At 57.8% G+C, this 18,922-nt stretch carries 16 protein-coding genes and 1 riboswitch; of the genes, 9 read left to right on the plus strand and 7 right to left on the minus strand.

Annotated elements, in window-relative coordinates; translation table 11 throughout:
- The first annotated feature begins 444 nt into the window (after positions 1–444).
- Together purH and purD are read left to right on the plus strand one after the other, a co-directional pair.
- Positions 445–2,034, plus strand: coding sequence for a bifunctional phosphoribosylaminoimidazolecarboxamide formyltransferase/IMP cyclohydrolase (gene purH / locus GRH90_RS24705; protein WP_162368639.1), 1,590 nt, complete (start codon positions 445–447; stop codon positions 2,032–2,034).
- Between the two features lie 15 nt (positions 2,035–2,049).
- The gene (gene purD / locus GRH90_RS24710) at positions 2,050–3,333 is read left to right on the plus strand and encodes a phosphoribosylamine--glycine ligase (protein ID WP_162368640.1); all 1,284 of its coding nucleotides are present in this window, start codon (positions 2,050–2,052) and stop codon (positions 3,331–3,333) included.
- A 163-nt stretch (positions 3,334–3,496) separates the two neighbouring features.
- Here the strand turns inward: purD and GRH90_RS24715 are convergent, their stop codons facing one another.
- The 6 genes from GRH90_RS24715 to nudC all read right to left on the minus strand — a co-directional run bounded on the left by GRH90_RS24715 (position 3,497) and on the right by nudC (position 7,928).
- Positions 3,497–4,168, minus strand: a complete 672-nt coding sequence (locus tag GRH90_RS24715; RefSeq protein ID WP_162368641.1) for a DUF1481 domain-containing protein — start codon at positions 4,166–4,168, stop codon at positions 3,497–3,499.
- 40 nt (positions 4,169–4,208) lie between these two features.
- Positions 4,209–4,481, minus strand: a complete 273-nt coding sequence (gene hupA, locus GRH90_RS24720; RefSeq protein WP_162368642.1) for a nucleoid-associated protein HU-alpha — start codon at positions 4,479–4,481, stop codon at positions 4,209–4,211.
- A gap of 190 nt (positions 4,482–4,671) precedes the next feature.
- A complete protein-coding gene (locus GRH90_RS24725; protein ID WP_162368643.1) occupies positions 4,672–5,262 on the minus strand; it encodes a YjaG family protein in 591 nt (196 codons plus the stop codon).
- A 58-nt stretch (positions 5,263–5,320) separates the two neighbouring features.
- Positions 5,321–6,016 carry a deoxyribonuclease V gene (gene nfi, locus GRH90_RS24730; protein ID WP_162368644.1) on the minus strand — a complete coding sequence of 232 codons (696 nt, stop codon included), beginning with the start codon at positions 6,014–6,016 and terminating at the stop codon, positions 5,321–5,323.
- Positions 6,017–6,042: 26 nt separating this feature from the next.
- Positions 6,043–7,107: a uroporphyrinogen decarboxylase gene (gene hemE / locus GRH90_RS24735; protein WP_162368645.1), complete on the minus strand. Its 1,065-nt coding sequence runs from the start codon at positions 7,105–7,107 to the stop codon at positions 6,043–6,045.
- A 17-nt stretch (positions 7,108–7,124) separates the two neighbouring features.
- Entirely contained in the window at positions 7,125–7,928 is an 804-nt protein-coding gene (gene nudC, locus GRH90_RS24740; RefSeq protein ID WP_162368646.1) for an NAD(+) diphosphatase, read from the minus strand.
- Between the two features lie 92 nt (positions 7,929–8,020).
- Between nudC and rsd the strand changes: the two genes are divergently transcribed.
- The 7 genes from rsd (at position 8,021) to thiH (ending at position 14,360) form a co-directional block, all read left to right on the plus strand.
- A complete protein-coding gene (gene rsd, locus GRH90_RS24745) occupies positions 8,021–8,542 on the plus strand; it encodes a sigma D regulator (protein ID WP_162368647.1) in 522 nt (173 codons plus the stop codon).
- Positions 8,543–8,685: 143 nt separating this feature from the next.
- Positions 8,686–8,799: riboswitch (TPP riboswitch) on the plus strand.
- A 104-nt stretch (positions 8,800–8,903) separates the two neighbouring features.
- Complete coding sequence (gene thiC, locus GRH90_RS24750) at positions 8,904–10,826, plus strand: phosphomethylpyrimidine synthase ThiC (protein WP_162368648.1); 1,923 nt, start codon at positions 8,904–8,906, stop codon at positions 10,824–10,826.
- Positions 10,823–11,473, plus strand: coding sequence for a thiamine phosphate synthase (thiE, locus tag GRH90_RS24755; RefSeq protein WP_162368649.1), 651 nt, complete (start codon positions 10,823–10,825; stop codon positions 11,471–11,473). The genes thiC and thiE overlap by 4 nt, the downstream gene beginning before the upstream one ends.
- Positions 11,466–12,233: a HesA/MoeB/ThiF family protein gene (locus tag GRH90_RS24760; RefSeq protein WP_162368650.1), complete on the plus strand. Its 768-nt coding sequence runs from the start codon at positions 11,466–11,468 to the stop codon at positions 12,231–12,233. The genes thiE and GRH90_RS24760 overlap by 8 nt, the downstream gene beginning before the upstream one ends.
- Entirely contained in the window at positions 12,230–12,430 is a 201-nt protein-coding gene (gene thiS, locus GRH90_RS24765; RefSeq protein ID WP_162368651.1) for a sulfur carrier protein ThiS, read from the plus strand. Before GRH90_RS24760 ends, thiS begins: the two co-directional genes overlap by 4 nt.
- A gap of 2 nt (positions 12,431–12,432) precedes the next feature.
- Positions 12,433–13,224 carry a thiazole synthase gene (locus GRH90_RS24770; RefSeq protein ID WP_162368652.1) on the plus strand — a complete coding sequence of 264 codons (792 nt, stop codon included), beginning with the start codon at positions 12,433–12,435 and terminating at the stop codon, positions 13,222–13,224.
- Positions 13,224–14,360, plus strand: coding sequence for a 2-iminoacetate synthase ThiH (gene thiH / locus GRH90_RS24775; RefSeq protein ID WP_376766104.1), 1,137 nt, complete (start codon positions 13,224–13,226; stop codon positions 14,358–14,360). The genes GRH90_RS24770 and thiH overlap by 1 nt, the downstream gene beginning before the upstream one ends.
- A 314-nt stretch (positions 14,361–14,674) precedes the next feature.
- Here thiH and rpoC read toward each other — a convergent pair whose 3' ends face one another.
- Positions 14,675–18,898: a DNA-directed RNA polymerase subunit beta' gene (rpoC, locus tag GRH90_RS24780; protein WP_162368653.1), complete on the minus strand. Its 4,224-nt coding sequence runs from the start codon at positions 18,896–18,898 to the stop codon at positions 14,675–14,677.
- Between the last annotated feature and the right edge of the window lie 24 nt (positions 18,899–18,922).

Raw genomic sequence — 18,922 nt, forward strand, 5'->3', positions numbered from 1 at the left:
GATTGTCTGATAAATTGTTAAAGAGCAGTGCGCCGCTGTAATCAGCCTGGCGCGAGGTGGCGTATATTACGCTTTCCTCTCCCAGTGTCAAGCCCGTTCGGCCTGCCTCCTGACTCGTTTCCGCTACCCTGCGATATGCTGCACGGTGCCGGTCGTTGGAGGCGCATTATAGGGATTTAGAACGAAGCCGCAACAGATATTTTGCGTAAGCCGGACCGTTTGCTGCATTCCACAGCAATAAAGGGGTTTATACCCGCTTTTACACAAACTTATCCACAGATGCTGACGCCGGGCAAAAATTGGCGAGCATCGCGCAATCGTTTTCGCTACAATTCACGCAAATTTTATCAGCTCGGGTATTTCATTAATTGGCGACTTTTTTCGAAAAAAGCCCGATTGATGCCAGTTTTTATTAAAGCTATCCAATCAAGGGATAAATTCACCATGCAACAACCACGTCCTGTTCGCCGCGCCCTGCTCAGTGTGTCTGACAAAGCCGGTATCGTAGAATTCGCTCAGTCATTATCGCAACGCGGCATAGCGCTGCTCTCCACCGGCGGCACCGCGCGGCTGCTGGCGGAGGCCGGGCTGCCGGTGACTGAGGTTTCCGATTATACCGGTTTTCCTGAAATGATGGATGGACGGGTGAAAACACTGCATCCCAAGGTTCATGGCGGCATTCTGGGGCGTCGCGGCCAGGACGACGCAATTATGCAACAGCACCATATCGAACCTATCGATATGGTGGTGGTGAATCTTTATCCGTTTGCCAGCACCGTGGCGCGCGCTGGCTGTACCCGTGAGGAAGCGGTGGAGAATATCGATATCGGCGGCCCCACCATGGTGCGCTCCGCCGCCAAGAATCATATAGATGTGGCGATAGTGGTTAACAGCGGCGATTACGCCGGGATCATCAACGAGCTGGATGAAAATAACGGCTCGCTGACGCTGGCGACCCGTTTTAATTTGGCGGTCAAGGCCTTCGAGCACACCGCCGCCTACGACAGCACGATCGCCAACTATTTTGGCAGCCAGGTACCGGCCTATCATGGCGATACCACCGAACCTTCCGGCCGCTTCCCGCGTACCCTTAACCTGAACTTTATTAAAAAGCAGGATATGCGCTATGGCGAAAACAGCCATCAACTGGCCGCCTTTTATATAGAAGAGCAGATTCAGGAAGCCTCGGTAGCCACCGCGCGGCAATTACAGGGCAAGGCGTTGTCCTATAACAATATCGCCGATACCGACGCCGCCCTGGAGTGCGTGAAGGAATTCGCCGAACCGGCCTGCGTAATCGTCAAGCATGCCAACCCCTGCGGCGTGGCGACCGGAGCCTCGCTGCTCGAGGCCTATGAGCGCGCGTATAAAACCGATCCGACCTCGGCGTTTGGCGGCATCATCGCCTTTAACCGTCCTCTTGACGCCGCGACCGCCAAAGCCATTATCAGCCGCCAGTTTGTGGAAGTGATTATCGCGCCATCCGTCGACGACGACGCCCTGACGGCCCTGGCCGCCAAACAGAATGTCCGGGTACTGACCAGCGGCACCTGGTCATCCCGGGTGCCAAGCCTGGATTTCAAGCGGGTTAACGGCGGGCTGCTGGTACAGGAACGGGATTTGGGCATGGTAGGCGAGGCGGATTTGCGTATCGTTACCGAACGCCAGCCGACGGCAGACGAACTGCGCGACGCGCTGTTTTGCTGGAAGGTAGCTAAGTTCGTCAAATCCAATGCTATCGTCTATGCCCGCGATAACATGACCATCGGTATCGGCGCGGGGCAAATGAGCCGGGTCTATTCCGCCAGGATTGCCGGCATCAAAGCGGCGGACGAAGGGCTTGAAGTGCGCGGCTCGGCCATGGCCTCCGATGCGTTTTTCCCGTTTCGTGACGGTATCGACGCGGCGGCGGCGGTCGGCATCAGCTGCGTGATCCAACCCGGCGGCTCCATTCGTGATGATGAAGTAATTGCCGCGGCAAACGAACACGGCATTGCCATGATCTTTACCGATATGCGCCATTTCCGCCACTAAGACCAGGAGTGACAAATGAATATCTTGATTATCGGCAACGGCGGGCGCGAGCATGCGCTGGCCTGGAAGGCCGCCCAATCGCCGCTGGCGGATAAAGTCTACGTTGCGCCGGGCAATGCCGGCACCGCCCTTGAGCCCGCGCTGGAAAATGCCGATATTAGTCCCACCGATATCCCGGCGTTGGTCGCCTTCGCCCAAGGCCACGACATCGGCCTGACCATCGTCGGCCCGGAAACGCCGTTGGTGCTGGGCGTGGTGGATGCCTTTCGCGCCGCCGGCCTGACGGTGTTTGGCCCAACCAAAGCCGCGGCGCAGCTGGAAGGCTCCAAGGCGTTTACCAAGGATTTCCTGGCGCGCCACCGCATCCCCAGCGCGGAGTACGGCAACTTCACCGAAATTGGACCGGCTCTGGCCTATGTGCGCAGCAAAGGCGCGCCAATCGTCATCAAGGCGGATGGATTGGCGGCCGGCAAAGGCGTGATCGTGGCCATGACCCTGCCGGAAGCGGAAGTGGCCATTCAGGATATGCTGGCCGGCAACGCCTTTGGCGACGCCGGACATCGTATCGTGGTGGAAGAGTTCCTGGAGGGCGAGGAAGCCAGCTTTATCGTCATGGTTGACGGCGAACATGTCGTGCCGATGGCCACCAGCCAGGATCATAAGCGGGTTGGCGATGGCGACACCGGCCCCAATACCGGCGGCATGGGCGCCTACTCTCCCGCGCCGGTGGTGACCGATGAAATCCACCAGCGCATCATGGACCAGGTTATCTGGCCTACCGTGCGCGGCATGGCGGCCGAAGGCAATGTCTATACCGGCTTTTTATATGCTGGACTTATGATCAACGCCGAGGGACAGCCGAAGGTGATTGAGTTTAACTGCCGCTTCGGCGATCCGGAAACCCAGCCCATCATGCTGCGTATGCGCTCCGATCTGGTGGCGCTGTGCCTGGCGGCGACCGAAGGGCACTTGGATCGGGTCAGCTCGGTGTGGGATGAGCGGCCGGCCCTGGGCGTGGTGCTGGCTGCGGGCGGTTATCCGGCGCAATACCGCATCGGGGATGAAATTAACGGCCTGCCGACAGGCGAAGTGGAGGGCGAAAAGGTCTTTCATGCCGGTACCGGTCTGGCGGACGGCAAGGTGCTGACGCAGGGTGGACGGGTATTGTGCGTTACCGCGCTGGGCAAGACGGTGGCGGATGCCCAGGCCAGGGCCTATCGCGTGGCGGAGTCTATTCGCTGGCGAGACAGTTTCTGTCGGTCGGATATCGGCTATCGCGCAATACAACGCGAGCAATAACCCTGTTGTCGTAATTACGGATCTGGCGCCGCATTGATCGCGCGGTGCCCTGCAGGTATGCCGGGGTATGTGTTGGCGGAGATATCTGGACATTATGACTGGGTAGCAGGCCGGGAACTGTCAGGTACTATGTCAGGTACTATGTCAGGTACTATGTCAGGTACTACAGCTCGCTTTTCTTGGGTTGCCAGTGGCAGAAGTCTTCATTGGCAACCAGTAATAACTGTGTCCCTTCCGGCGCTTCCAGCCAGGCAACGCCCAGTTGTCCGGTAGAGCGTTGTGTCCGCGCCGCAACCCATGATGCCGAACGCCTGTCAAAATCAGGGTCCACCTCATTGCCATCGCAGGTGGTCATCACGCCGTTACGCCATCTGCCCTGCATTAATATGACCTGTCCCGCCCGCAGCGACTGGCTGACGTCCAGTAGTCGCCTGGCTTCAAACTGATAAAGCGCCAATTCATCATCGCTGAGTTTTTCGCGCAGCCCATCGCGCTGACGCTGCATAAAGCTGGGGTTGCCCTTGTCATCGAAGCGGATTTGTAAAGTTTCCGGATGTTCGCCGTTTTGCGTGCGGTTAATCTGGCGCACGTCATCACGAATGAACTGATAGCGGGTGATGACGGTATTTTCACCCTTGTAAGGGCTATAGACGCTGACGATATTTACCGTTTGCTGTGCCACGTCGTCTTTACGCCATAAGCGCATGGCGCCCCGATCGGCGACATAACCGCTGGCGGTAAACGCGGGCGGCGCCTTTTGGTGTGAACCGCATGCCGTCAGCAAACAGGCGAGGAGCCCAAGCCAACCGCACCGGCGCAAAAACAAAAGGGGCATGGTTGCCCCTATGCTTAATCTTTTCACCAACACACGGTGGTTACTTAACGGCGTCTTTCAGAGCCTTGCCAGAAACAAATGCCGGTACGTTGGCCGCGGCAATTTTAATTTCTTTACCGGTCTGAGGATTACGGCCAGTGCGTTCGTTGCGATGATTAATCTTGAAAGTACCGAAACCAACCAATTGTACTGCATCACCCTCTTTAAGAGACTCGGTAATTGCTGCCAAAGTGGATTCCAGAGCCGACTTCGCCTGCGCCTTCGAAAGATCGGCCTTATCAGCAATTACATCAATCAGTTGAGTCTTGTTCATATGTTATCCTTACAGTGTGTTTATCGCTTGCTAAGCATCGAGTACGACGGATAAGCCGGAATACGGCACTCTCCTGCAAACACGCACCGATAGCCACTTTTTTTATGCCCCCCCAAATGTAGACCAGACGGGGTGCAGATGTGAAGTGTTAAGACATGGCAAAACAGGTCTTAAATCACGTTTTATTGCCTTATTGCTGTAAAATTATTCCAATATTGCTAATTCCGGCTTCACGCAGGTCTGCGCGCAGGCCTTTAATCAATTCTATGTCGCGGTTTTCACAATCAGCTAACAGGCGAAAAATCTCCCACTGGATATCCCATTCCTCTTCAATCGAGGGCAGGGCATTCAGCTCTTCTTCGGTCATCTCCCGCTCCGCATGGGTCATTTCCAGCATGGCCACGGTGCGAATTGATGTCTCGCTGACGGTGATGGCATGTTCCAGCGTTTCGCCGCTCAGCCTGGAGTGCAATAATTCACTCAGGGCCACGCAGGCATCAATCGCCGGGTAAACACCATAAAAATCGTAATCATCCGCTGCGGGAATGCATTCTTCCAGCTTTTCTAATTGTAAATCAAAATTGACCTTAGCATCTTTAACTACCTGTGTCTCCCAAACCAAGTCGAGAATACGCCGGTAGACGGCAGGATCGCCAAAACCGGCCTGTACACAGAACAGTTGATAATTGGGGTACATCCGCTCGCACAGCGACGCCATAAAAATGACATGCTGCCAGGCTTCCTGCTTTTCCAGACGTAAATGTATCGGGTTACGTAACATCGCGCTATTCCATTACTCTTAATCTGCGTCGCAGTGTACCTGAAATTGACCGGTTACCCTATTCCAGGTCGAAAAAGTCGGGTTCGCCGCGTCCCTGTTCCCAACGCTGGAACGCGGTGCGATTAGAGGCCACCGCATCCGCCCAGCGGGTCGGCTCCGGCAAGCGATAGCCACGCATGCACTGCTGCACCCAATGCAGAGCGCTGTCCATGCCGACCCGATGGCCGGTGGAGATGAACAAGGGATTGCAGCGGATCTTGCTGCGCCATACCCAGGCGAGCCGTTCCCCTTTATCCATCAGCGGCGCCTTGGCGCCCGCCTCATCGCTTAACGGCTCAAAACGGCCGCACAGCCGGCGCTTAGCCACCCCGATGGTGGGCTGGTCCACCAGCAGGCCGAAGTGGCTGGCGACCCCCAGGCGACGCGGATGGGATATGCCATGACCGTCGACGAACAGCAAATCCGGCCGTTGGGTCAGCTGATCCCAGGCGGCCAGCAGCGCGGGATATTCCCGGAATGACAAAAAGCCCGGGATGTAAGGCATGGTGGTGTTGATGCGGGCGATGCGGTATTCGATAAGCTCCAGGGTCGGAAAGCGCAGCAACGCGATAGCCGCGCGGGTCACCTCGCCTCCCTGCTCGAATCCTACATCGGCGCCGGCTATAATCGTCGGCGAAGTAAACGCATAATCGTCATGACGAATTACCTTGCCGGCGGTGGCAACCTGTTCGGCGCGCAGTGCTGTCATATCCATACATTTTTACCTTTTCCACCGCGTCCCTATCCGTGATAGGGACGAGACAGGCGATGCGCCGCCTCGACAAAAACGCCGGCATGTTCAGGCGGCACGTCCTGATGAATCCCATGCCCCAGGTTGCAAACGTGTCCTTCGCCGTGGCCGAAACCGGCAAGGATGGACGCCACTTCCTGTTCGATACGCGCCGGCGGCGCATACAACACCGAGGGATCCATATTGCCCTGCAAGGCGACCTTATCACCCACGCGACGGCGGGCATCATTGATATCGGTGCTCCAGTCCAGGCCCAGCGCGTCGCATCCGGTTTGCGCCATCGCCTCCAGCCATTGGCCGCCGCCCTTGGTAAACAGGGTCACCGGTACCCGGCGCCCCTCGCTTTCCCGCTGCAGACCGTCGATGATTTTTTGCATGTAGCTAAGGGAAAATTCAAGATAGCCGCTGCCGGTCAGCACGCCGCCCCAGGTATCAAAAATCATCACCGACTGCGCGCCGGCGCGAATCTGGCCGTTCAGGTACAGCGTGACGCTTGCCGCCAGCTTGTCGAGCAACAGATGCAGCGTCCGCGGCTCGGCATACATCATTTGTTTGATTTTAGTGAATACTTTACTGCTGCCGCCTTCAACCATATAGGTGGCCAGGGTCCAGGGGCTGCCGGAAAAGCCAATCAGCGGCACGTCCCCTTGCAGGTTGCGGCGAATGGTGCGCACCGCGTTCATGACATACCCCAACTCCACTTCAGGATCGGGTATCGGCAGCTTATCCACGTCGGCTTTGCAGGTAACCGGACGGGCAAAACACGGCCCCTCACCCTGTTCAAAGTACAGCTCCAACCCCATGGCATCGGGAACCGTCAGGATGTCTGAGAACAGGATCGCGGCATCCAGCGGAAAACGACGCAACGGCTGCAGTGTCACTTCACAGGCCAGTTCGGCATTTCTGCACAACGACATAAAATCGCCGGCCTCGGCGCGGGTCGCTTTATATTCCGGCAGATAACGTCCGGCCTGTCGCATCATCCATACCGGCGTAACGTCAACCGGCTGGCGCAGCAGAGCGCGCAGGTAGCGATCGTTCTTCAATTCATACATACAGGGTTCCCTTGCTGTTATGAATGGAGTGTAGCATGTGGATCGTCACTTTCGCGCTCGGCGCGGCAAAGTGCGACCGTATCCTCAATTAAACGCCGGGCCACGGTGCCGGGAGGCGGCAGCAAGGGCAGCGCGTCATAACGATACCAGCCGGCATCGAGGATTTCATTACGATCGGGGATGATATCACCGTCGGCGTACTCCGCCATAAAGGCCATCATCAGCGAATGCGGAAAAGGCCAGGGCTGGGAGGTTACATACCGGACGTTTTTCACCTTGATGCGCGTCTCCTCCATCACCTCGCGGGCCACGGTCTGCTCCAGGGTTTCGCCCACCTCGGCAAAACCGGCCAGCACCGTGTAGATGCCGCCGCGATGGCGGGTATGCTGGGCCAGCAGGATATCGTCGCCGCGGCGGATCGCCACGATAATGCAGGGCGCGATTTGCGGGTAATAACGTTCACGACAGTGGTCGCACAAACACGCCCATTCCCTGTTACTAACGCGCATTTTATGGCCGCAGTAGCCGCAATAGCGATGAGAGCGGTAAAATTCCGCCAGCTGCACGCCCCGTCCCGCCAGTTGGAACAAACCGGCATCGCCGTCGATGATCTGCCGTACCGACCCCATGTCCCGGGGCATGGCGTGGCGTACCAGCCAGGCGGGCGAGCCTTCCCATTCGCCGATAAGCGTCGCGGTTAATCCTTGCAGCGACCAGGCCGATGCCGTACCAAATGGCAGTTCCCCCTTGGGTAACCACAATTTGCTTTCCTGGCTGACGATCCACCAGCCAGTTTCGCTACCGTTGAGTTCTTGTTCCATTTTAGTTGCACTACCTCTTATTCGCTGGCAAGCTAGAATTTAGCTTTAATTGATACGTAACGCAGCGTTACTTTATTACATCGGAGTCAATCATGCTAAACCAGCTGGACCTTCTGGCTCAACGCGTTGGCGGCAGTAATGAACTTATCGACCAGTGGCTCCTGGCCCGCCGGGAATTACTGGTGGCCTACTATCATCTGATCGGCCTCAAGCCCAACAAAGAAAAGCATACTCCCCTGGATGAAAACGCGCTGGACGACTTTTGTCATAAACTGGTGGACTATCTTTCCGCCGGCCATTTCCATATTTACGATCGCATCGTCCAGGACGCGGATGATGTCAGCAGCAGCAAAAGAGTCATCAGTACTCAGCTGTATCCGGCGTTGCAGGAAAACACCAAACAAATCATGGCATTTTATGATAGCCAGTTGGAAACGGCCATCGATCATGATAACTATATGGAGTTCCAGCAGGCGCTCTCCGGCGTAGGCGAAGCCCTTGCTACCCGCTTTGCCCTCGAGGACAAGCTGATCCAGCAGGCGCTGGAATATAAAGCGGAATTCCTGGCCTCAATACCGGCCGCGAATAATCCGGACGTGTCACGCCTGGCGTAATGAACGCCGCGCAAGCGCACTCAGGATATGCTCCGAGGATGTCGGACCGCCTCCTGGACCATTTCCGCGCCGTGGTTCAACCTATTGATATAAATACGCATTTATTGTAATTAGCAGAGTGTTACCGGCCCTGTGCGGGCCGCAATATCTTGTCGGAGTGCCTAGCGCGTAGATTACGCCGGGCTGAGACCGTTAATTCGGGATCCGCGGAACCTGATCGGGTTAATACCTGCGAAGGGAACAAGAGTAATTCAACGCTTTGAGCCATCCGGTTTTTCACGCCAGGCTTAAAGCCCGGTCTTATTACTCCCGTAGCGCTCCTGACAAGCAATTTTCCCTTTTTTTATTGTGAGGAATTGCTATGTCGTCAACTAAAACCCCCCCTTCACGCCGCGAGCAGCGCGCCCAGGCACAGGAATTTATCCAGCGTCTGAAGGGTGAAGCCTTCCCCAGCTCCCGGCGCATTTACCTCCAGGGCGGCAGCGCCGATATCCGGGTACCGATGCGGGAAATCACGCTGAGCCCCACCCTTATCGGCAGCAACAATCAGGCGCCGCGCTACGAAGAAAACGAGCCGGTGCCGGTATACGATACCGCCGGTCCTTATGGCGACCCATTGGTCCAGATCGACGTGCGCGCCGGCCTTAACCGCCTGCGTTCGGGCTGGATCGAGCAACGCGGGGACAGCGAGCCGTTAAACGCCCTCAGCTCGCGTTATACCAGCGAACGCCGCGCCGACGAAGGCCTTGACGAGGTGCGCTTTGCCCCCAGCCATACGCCGCGGCGCGCCATGGCCGGCCGCTGCGTTACCCAATTACATTATGCCCGCGCCGGCATCATTACCCCGGAAATGGAATTTATCGCCCTGCGGGAAAATATGGGCCGCGAGCGCATCCGCGGCGACGTGCTGCTGCAACAACATGCCGGACAGGGCTTCGGCGCGCATTTGCCGCCGGATATTACCCCGGACTTTGTGCGCCGGGAAGTGGCCGACGGACGCGCCATTATCCCCGCCAATATCAACCATCCGGAATCGGAACCGATGATTATCGGCCGTAATTTCCTGGTGAAGGTTAACGCCAACATAGGTAATTCGGCCGTCAGCTCATCCATCGAAGAAGAAGTCGAGAAGCTGGTATGGGCCACCCGCTGGGGCGCGGATACGGTGATGGATTTATCCACCGGCCGTTATATCCATGAAACCCGCGAATGGATCCTGCGCAACAGCCCGGTGCCCATCGGCACGGTGCCCATCTACCAGGCGTTGGAAAAAGTGAACGGCGTGGCGGAGAACCTGACCTGGGAGTGCTTTCGCGACACCTTGTTCGAGCAGGCGGAACAGGGCGTGGACTATTTTACCATCCACGCCGGCGTGCTATTGCGTTATGTGCCGATGACCGCCAAGCGGCTGACCGGCATCGTGTCGCGTGGCGGATCCATTATGGCAAAATGGTGTCTGTCGCATCATCGGGAAAGCTTTCTGTATGAGCACTTCCGCGAAATTTGCCAGATCTGCGCCACCTATGACGTCTCATTATCCCTGGGGGACGGCCTTCGTCCCGGCTCGATCCAGGATGCCAACGACGAAGCGCAGTTTGCCGAACTCTACACGCTGGGCGAACTGACCAAAATTGCCTGGGAATACGATGTGCAGGTGATGATTGAAGGCCCCGGGCACGTCCCCATGCAGATGATCCGGCGCAATATGACCGAACAGTTGGAGCATTGCCACGAAGCGCCGTTTTATACCCTGGGGCCGTTGACCACCGATATCGCGCCGGGTTACGACCATTTCACCTCCGGTATCGGTGCCGCGCTGATCGGCTGGTTCGGCTGCGCCATGCTGTGTTACGTGACGCCGAAAGAGCATCTGGGTCTGCCGAATAAAGATGATGTTAAACAAGGGCTCATCACCTATAAAATCGCTGCCCACGCGGCGGACCTGGCCAAGGGCCACCCCGGCGCGCAGATTCGCGATAACGCCATGTCCAAGGCGCGCTTTGAATTTCGTTGGGAGGATCAGTTTAACCTGGCCCTCGACCCGGCCACCGCCCGTGCCTACCACGATGAAACCCTGCCGCAGGAATCCGGCAAGGTTGCCCATTTCTGCTCCATGTGCGGCCCGAAATTCTGCTCGATGAAAATCTCCCAGGAAGTGAGGGATTACGCCGCCGCCCAGGCGATTGAGGTGCGTGACAGCGGCATGGCGGAGATGTCGTCGGAATTTCGCGCCAGCGGCGGGGAAATTTATCTCGCCCCCGCGCAATCGGGGGTGGCCAAATGATCGCGCCCGATGCGCCCTTTGCCGCCACCGAACCCAGGCTCGGGCTGTATCCGGTGGTGGATTCCCTGGTATGGATAGTCCGCCTGCTGGATTCCGGCGTCACCACGCTGCAACTGCGTATTAAAGACCAGCCGGACGTCACGGTCGAGCCGGATATTGAAGCCGCCATTCTGCTGGGCAGGAAGTACCGCGCCCGGGTATTTATCAATGATTATTGGTCGCTGGCGATTAAACACGGCGCCTATGGCGTACACCTGGGGCAAGAAGACCTGGATACGGCGGATTTGGCCGCCATCCAGCGCGCCGGATTGCGCCTCGGCCTCTCCACCCATGACGACCATGAGCTGGCGCGCGCCCAGGCGCTGCATCCGTCCTATATCGCCCTCGGCCATATTTTCCCCACCCAGACCAAAATCATGCCGTCCCAGCCCCAAGGCCTGGCGGATTTAAAACGTTTGGCGGCCGGCCTGCCCGGCGTCTCCACCGTGGCTATCGGCGGCATCAGTATCGATCGGGTCGATGACGTGCTGCGCTGCGGCGTCGGCGGCATCGCGGTGGTCAGCGCCATAACCAAGGCCGCCGACTGGCGGCTGGCTACCGCCACCTTACTGCAAAAAATCGAAGGCCGGGGGGCACCCGATGCTTAACGACCAGGCTTTTTTACGCTACAGCCGCCAACTGCTGCTGGAGGAGATTGGCCCGCAGGGCCAGGAGCGGTTAACCTCCGCCACCGTTCTGGTGGCCGGGCTCGGGGGACTAGGTTCGCCGGCGGCGCTCTATCTTGCCGCCGCCGGGGTTGGCACGCTGCTGCTGGCCGACGACGATGATCTGGACGTGACCAATCTCCAGCGCCAGATCTTGTATCGCACCGGGGATATCGCCCAACCCAAGGCGCTGGTGGCGCAGCGGCAGCTGCAGGCGCTTAATCCACTGGGCCGCTATGTTGCCCTGCGGCAACGTCTGGCAGGGGATAACCTTGACCAGGCGGTGGCGCAGGCCGATGTCATACTGGATTGCAGCGACAATATGCAGACCCGCCACGACATCAATGCCGCCTGTATCCGCCGGCAAAAAAACCTGGTCAGCGCCAGCGCGGTGGGGTTCGGCGGCCAGTTGATGGTGCTGCGGCCGCCCTACCGGCATGGCTGTTATGCCTGCCTGTTCCCCGACGCCACCGAGCCAGAGCGTAATTGCCGCACCGCCGGCGTACTCGGGCCGGTGGTCGGCATGATGGGCGCCCTGCAGGCCCTTGAGACGATAAAAATCCTCTGCGGCATGGCCTCGACTCTTGACGGCCAGCTGCGGCTGTTCGACGGCAAATCTCTGAACTGGCGCACCCTGCGCCTGACCCGCTCCGCAGACTGCCCGGTCTGCGCCACGACGGATCCAGAAGGAGTGGCGCAATGAATATTACGGTTAACGATATTCCCGTCGAGCTTTCAGGCACGCCCTCGCTGCGAGAGATGCTGGAACAGCTGGGCCATGGGCCAGCCGGCAGCGCGCTGGCGGTCAATCAAACCATTATTCCCCGTAGCCGGTGGGCCGAACATCCGGTGAACGAGGGCGACGATATCTTACTTTTCCAGGCTATTGCCGGAGGCTGAGCATGTTGAAAATTGCCGATACCACTTTTACATCCAGGCTGTTTACCGGCACCGGTAAATTTGCTAACGCCGGATTAATGCAGCAGGCCATCGCCGCGTCGGGTAGTCAACTGGTCACCCTGGCAATGCGCCGGGTGGACCTGCGCGGCGGCAATGACGCCATCCTGCCCGCCCTGCGCCAGGCCGGGGTAAAATTGCTGCCTAACACCTCGGGGGCGAAAACCGCCGAGGAGGCGGTGTTTGCCGCCCGGCTGGCGCGGGAGGCCCTGGGCACCCATTGGATAAAACTGGAAATCCACCCGGATATGAAATACCTGCTGCCCGATGCCGTTGAGACGCTGAAAGCAGCCGAACAGCTGGTGCGCGAAGGTTTTGTGGTATTACCGTACTGCGGCGCGGACCCGGTACTGTGCCGTCGGCTGGAAGAAGCCGGCTGCGCGGCGGTAATGCCGCTAGGTTCGCCGATTGGCTCCAATCAGGGACTGATTACCCGTGATTTCCTGCGAATCATCATAGAACAGGCGGGGGTCCCGGTAGTGGTGGACGCCGGTATCGGCGCCCCCAGCCAGGCCCTGGAAGCATTGGAAATGGGTGCCGACGCGGTACTGGTCAATACCGCCATTGCCGTGGCCCGGGACCCGGTAGCCATGGCCCGCGCCTTCAGGCTGGCGCTGGAAGCCGGCGTTCTTGGCCGCCAGGCCGGGCTTGCCGTCGGAGGCCACCAGGCCAGCGCCACCAGCCCATTAACCGCATTCCTGCGCCACAGCGAACATCCAGTGGAAGGAGCGGCCTGATGGATTCCTTTTTGAATCAATGGCAACGGATCGACTGGGACGACACCGGCCTGCGGATCCACGCCAATACGGCGCGGGACGTCGAACGGGCGCTCAACGCCGCGCAGTTGACCCGGCAGGATTTTATGGCGCTGCTGTCGCCGGCGGCGCTGCCTTATCTCGAGCCCTTGGCGCAACGGGCCCAACGGCTGACCCGCCAGCGCTTCGGCAACGTAGTGGGGTTTTACCTACCGCTTTACCTCTCAAACCTGTGCGCTAATGACTGCACGTATTGCGGTTTTTCCATGAGCAATCACCTTAAGCGCAAGACGCTGGATGAACAGGAAATCATTCAGGAGTGCGAAGCCATCCGGGCCAAGGGCTTTGATAACCTGCTGTTGGTCACCGGCGAGCATAAAACCAAGGTGGGCATGGATTATTTTCGCCGTTATGTGCCCCTTATCCGCAAATATTTCAGCTCGCTGATGATGGAGGTGCAGCCGTTATCCCAGGAGGATTACGCCGAGCTGAAAACCCTCGGCCTGGACGGCGTGATGGTGTATCAGGAAACCTATCATGAGGCGACCTATCAGCGGCATCATCTGCGCGGCCAGAAAATGGATTTTGCCTGGCGGCTGGAAACTCCAGACCGATTGGCCCGCGCCGGCATCGACAAGATCGGCCTGGGGGCGCTGATCGGCCTGTCGGACAGTTGGCGCACCGACTGTTATATGGTGGCCGAACATCTCCTGTATCTGCAAAAGGCCTATTGGCAAAGCCGCTATTCTCTTTCCTTCCCGCGCCTGCGCCCCTGCGCCGGCGGGATAACCCCGGCGTCGCTGATGGATGAATCGCAGCTATTGCAGGTGATGTGCGCCTTCCGGTTGCTGGCGCCGGACGTGGAGCTGTCGTTGTCCACCCGGGAATCGCCCTGGTTTCGCGATCACGCGGTGCCTATCATGGTGAACAGCATCAGCGCCGGGTCGAAAACCCAGCCGGGTGGTTATGCGACCGGCCGATCGGAGCTGGAACAGTTCGAGCCGCATGATAACCGCTCGCCTCAGGAGGTGGCACGCATGGTATTAAAGGCCGGACTACAGCCGGTATGGAAGGATTGGGATCCCTACTTGGGCAGGAAGCCCGCGCGGGTGGTATAGCTTACGAAGAAAACCTGGGATAATGGCGGGACAGACGATTGTCCCACCGTTTTTTTGCTTATTTAAGCCATTTTACCCACCATTGATGCCAGAGGGTTTAGTCGGCGCATGTTGCAAGCCCGGTCGATCCATCAAATTGCCCGGTATTCAATCAGACGACCGTCACTGGTAGCGTTCACTGGGGGAACAAAAACATCCTGATGGAATCAGGACGAGTTTTGCATAACGCCTGAAAACAATAATTATATTTTCAGCCAAAAAAAACCGCCCCGGAGAGGGACGGTTTTATTGGTCGTCAAGAGGTACATTAACGATTATTTATCGTTATTGCCACCCAGACCGGCGTTGAGCAATTCCGCCATATTGGCGGACGCTTCATCAGCGGTAACCGACGGTACTACCGGTACTTCACCCAATGCGCGACGGCGCGCACGATCCTGATGGTAGGCGTAACCGGTACCCGCTGGGATCAGCCGGCCGACGATGACGTTTTCCTTCAGGCCGCGCAGTTCATCACGTTTCCCGGCAACGGCGGCTTCGGTAAGCACGCGCGTCGTTTCCTGGAACGAGGCCGCGGAGATAAAGGACTCCGTAGCCAACGAGGCTTTGGTGATACCCAGCAGATCGCGACTGAACGTCATTTCAATTTTGCCGTCCGCATCCAGCTGGCGGTTGGCAATCTTGACGCGTGAGTATTCAGCCTGTTCGCCTTCCAGGAAGTCGGTGCCGCCGGCGTTGACGATGGTTGCTTTACGCAGCATCTGACGAACGATAACTTCGATATGTTTATCGTTAATCTTAACGCCCTGCAGACGGTAAACGTCCTGGACTTCGTTGACGATGTAACGGGTCACGGCATGGACACCACGCAGACGCAGGATGTCATGCGGCGATTCCGGTCCATCGGAGATCACGTCGCCGCGTTCCACCCGTTCGCCTTCGAACACGTTGAGCTGACGCCATTTCGGAATCATCTCCTCGTAGGCATCACTACCGTCAATCGGCGAAATCACCAGGCGGCGCTTGCCCTTGGTTTCTTTACCGAAGGAAACGATACCGCTGATTTCCGCCAGTATTGCCGGTTCTTTCGGGCGACGTGCCTCGAACAGGTCGGCAACACGCGGCAGACCACCGGTGATATCCTTGGTACCGCTGGATTCCTGCGGCAGACGCGCCAGAGTGTCACCGCCGGTGATAGCCAAACCATCTTCCAGCTGGACGATAGTTTTACCCGGCAGGAAGTACTGCGCGGGCATATCGGTACCGGGGATCAGAACGTCGTTACCATTGGCATCAACGATTTTCAGCGCCGGACGCAGGTCTTTACCGCCGCCGGTACGTTCCGCCGTATCCAATACCACGATAGAAGACAAACCGGTAAGTTCGTCAGTCTGGCGGGTAATGGTCTGCCCGTCGATCATGTCGGTAAAGCGCATAAAGCCGCTCACTTCGGTGATAACCGGCATGGTATGCGGGTCCCAGTTGGCAACCGTTTCGCCGCCCAGGACTTCGGAGCCGTCACCCTTGGCCATAACCGCGCCGTAAGGCACTTTGTAGCTTTCTTTGGTACGACCGAATTCGTCGATCAGCTTCAGTTCGGTGTTACGCGACGTGATGACCAGTTTACCGACGCCGTTGACAACGAATTTAACGTTGTTCAAGCGGATGGTACCCTTGTTTTTCACCTGAATGCTGGATTCGGCGGCGTTACGCGAGGCGGCGCCACCGATATGGAACGTACGCATGGTCAGCTGGGTGCCTGGCTCGCCGATGGACTGCGCGGCGATAACGCCGATAGCCTCACCTTTGTTGACCAGATGCCCGCGGGCCAGATCGCGACCGTAGCAGTTGGCGCACACGCCGAAATCGGTTTCGCAGGTTACGACAGAACGTACCTTGATGATATCCACGGAGTTTTCTTCCAGGATGTCACACCACTGTTCGTTCAGCAGCGTATTACGCGGCATCAGGATGTCGGCGGTGCCCGGCTTGATAACGTCTTCGGCCGTGACACGGCCCAATACGCGCTCGCGCAGCGGTTCCTTAACATCACCACCCTCGATAACCGGGGTCATGGTAACGCCCGCATGCGTGCCGCAATCGTCCTCGGTCACTACCAAATCCTGCGCCACGTCGACCAGGCGACGGGTCAGGTAACCGGAGTTCGCGGTCTTCAACGCGGTATCCGCCAGGCCTTTACGAGCACCATGGGTCGAGATGAAGTACTGAAGTACGTTCAGGCCTTCACGGAAGTTCGCGGTGATCGGCGTTTCAATGATGGAGCCGTCAGGCTTGGCCATCAGGCCACGCATCCCCGCCAGCTGGCGAATCTGCGCCGCTGAACCACGGGCGCCGGAGTCGGCCATCATAAAGATACTGTTGAAGGAAACCTGACGTTCTTCCACGCCGTCACGGTTAATCACCGATTCGGTGGACAGGTTGTCCATCATCGCCTTGGCAACACGTTCGTTGGCCGCGGCCCAGATATCGATCACCTTGTTGTAGCGTTCGCCCGCGGTCACCAAACCAGACTGGAACTGCTCCTGGATTTCGGCCACTTCGGCTTCGGCTTCTTCAATGATGCCCGCTTTCTTGTCCGGGATAACCATGTCATCGATACCTACCGACGAGCCAGAACGGGCGGCGTAGGCAAAACCGGTATACATGATCTGGTCGGCAAAAATAACGGTTGGCTTCAGGCCCAGCACGCGATAACAGGTATTGAGCATCTTGGAGATGGCTTTTTTACCCAGCGCCTGGTTAACCAGCGCAAACGGCAGGCCCTTAGGCACGATCATCCACAGGATGGCGCGGCCGACGGTCGTATCCACGATATGGGTGTTTTCTACCCATTCGCCTTCTTCGTTCTTGGCATGCTCGGTGATACGCACTTTAACGCGCGCATGCAGCTCGGCGATACCGCCGCGATAGATGCGTTCCGCTTCCTTCGGCCCGGTCAATACCATGCCTTCGCCTTTACCGTTCACACGGTCGCGGGTCATGTAATACAGACCCAATACCACGTCCTGGGAAGGAACGATAATCGGCTCGCCGTTGGCCGGCGACAGGATGTTATTGGTGGACATCATCAGCGCGCGCGCTTCCAGCTGGGCTTCCAGCGTCAGCGGTACGTGCACGGCCATCTGGTCACCATCGAAGTCGGCGTTGTACGCCGCGCAGACCAATGGATGCAGCTGGATGGCCTTGCCTTCGATCAGTACCGGTTCAAACGCCTGGATACCCAAACGGTGCAGGGTTGGCGCACGGTTGAGCAGTACCGGGTGTTCGCGGATAACTTCATCCAGGATATCCCAAACGACGGCTTCTTCACGTTCAACCATCTTCTTGGCCGCTTTGATGGTGGTCGCGAGGCCACGCAGTTCCAGCTTGCCGTAGATAAAGGGTTTGAACAGTTCGAGCGCCATTTTTTTCGGCAGGCCGCACTGATGCAGACGCAGGTACGGACCCACGGTGATAACGGAACGACCGGAGTAGTCCACGCGCTTACCGAGCAGGTTCTGACGGAAACGACCCTGTTTGCCCTTGATCATGTCGGCCAGGGATTTCAGCGGACGCTTGTTGGAGCCGGTAATGGCCCGGCCGCGACGGCCGTTATCCAACAGCGCATCCACCGCCTCCTGCAGCATACGTTTTTCATTACGTACGATGATATCCGGCGCGGCCAGATCCAGCAGACGTTTCAAACGGTTGTTACGGTTGATCACGCGACGGTACAAATCGTTCAGATCGGAGGTCGCAAAACGACCGCCGTCCAACGGCACCAGCGGACGCAGGTCCGGCGGCAGCACCGGCAGCACCGTCAGTATCATCCACTCCGGCTTGTTGCCGGACTGGACAAAGGCTTCCAGCAGCTTGATACGCTTGGTCAGCTTTTTACGTTTGGTTTCGGAGTTGGTTTCGTTCAACTCTTCACGCAGCGTTTCGCATTCCGCTTCCAGATCCATGTTTTTCAACAGGGCCTGGATAGCTTCGGCGCCCATCTTGGCGTCGAATTCGTCACCGAACTCTTCCAGCGCGTCCAGATACTGCTCTTCAGTCAGGATCTGGCGACGTTCCAGATTGGTCATGCCGCCTTCGACCACCACATAAGATTCGAAGTACAGCACGCGTTCGATGTCGCGCAGCGGCATATCCAGCAGCAGGCCGATACGGGACGGCAGCGATTTCAGGAACCAGATATGGGCAGTCGGAGACGCCAGCTCAATATGGCCCATGCGTTCGCGACGCACTTTGGTCTGGGTGACTTCAACGCCGCATTTTTCACAAATAACGCCACGGTGTTTCAGACGCTTGTACTTACCGCACAAGCATTCGTAATCTTTTACCGGCCCGAAAATTCGTGCGCAGAAAAGCCCGTCACGTTCAGGCTTGAACGTACGGTAGTTAATGGTTTCCGGCTTCTTCACTTCGCCGAACGACCAGGAACGGATCATATCTGGCGAGGCCAGGGCAATTTTGATCGCATCAAACTCTTCGGTCTTGGTTTGTGCTTTCAGAAACTTAAGCAAATCTTTCACGGATTGGCTCCTGTCGGAGTTAGA

The sequence above is a fragment of the Acerihabitans arboris genome (assembly GCF_010131535.1).
Lineage (GTDB): Bacteria > Pseudomonadota > Gammaproteobacteria > Enterobacterales > Enterobacteriaceae > Acerihabitans > Acerihabitans arboris.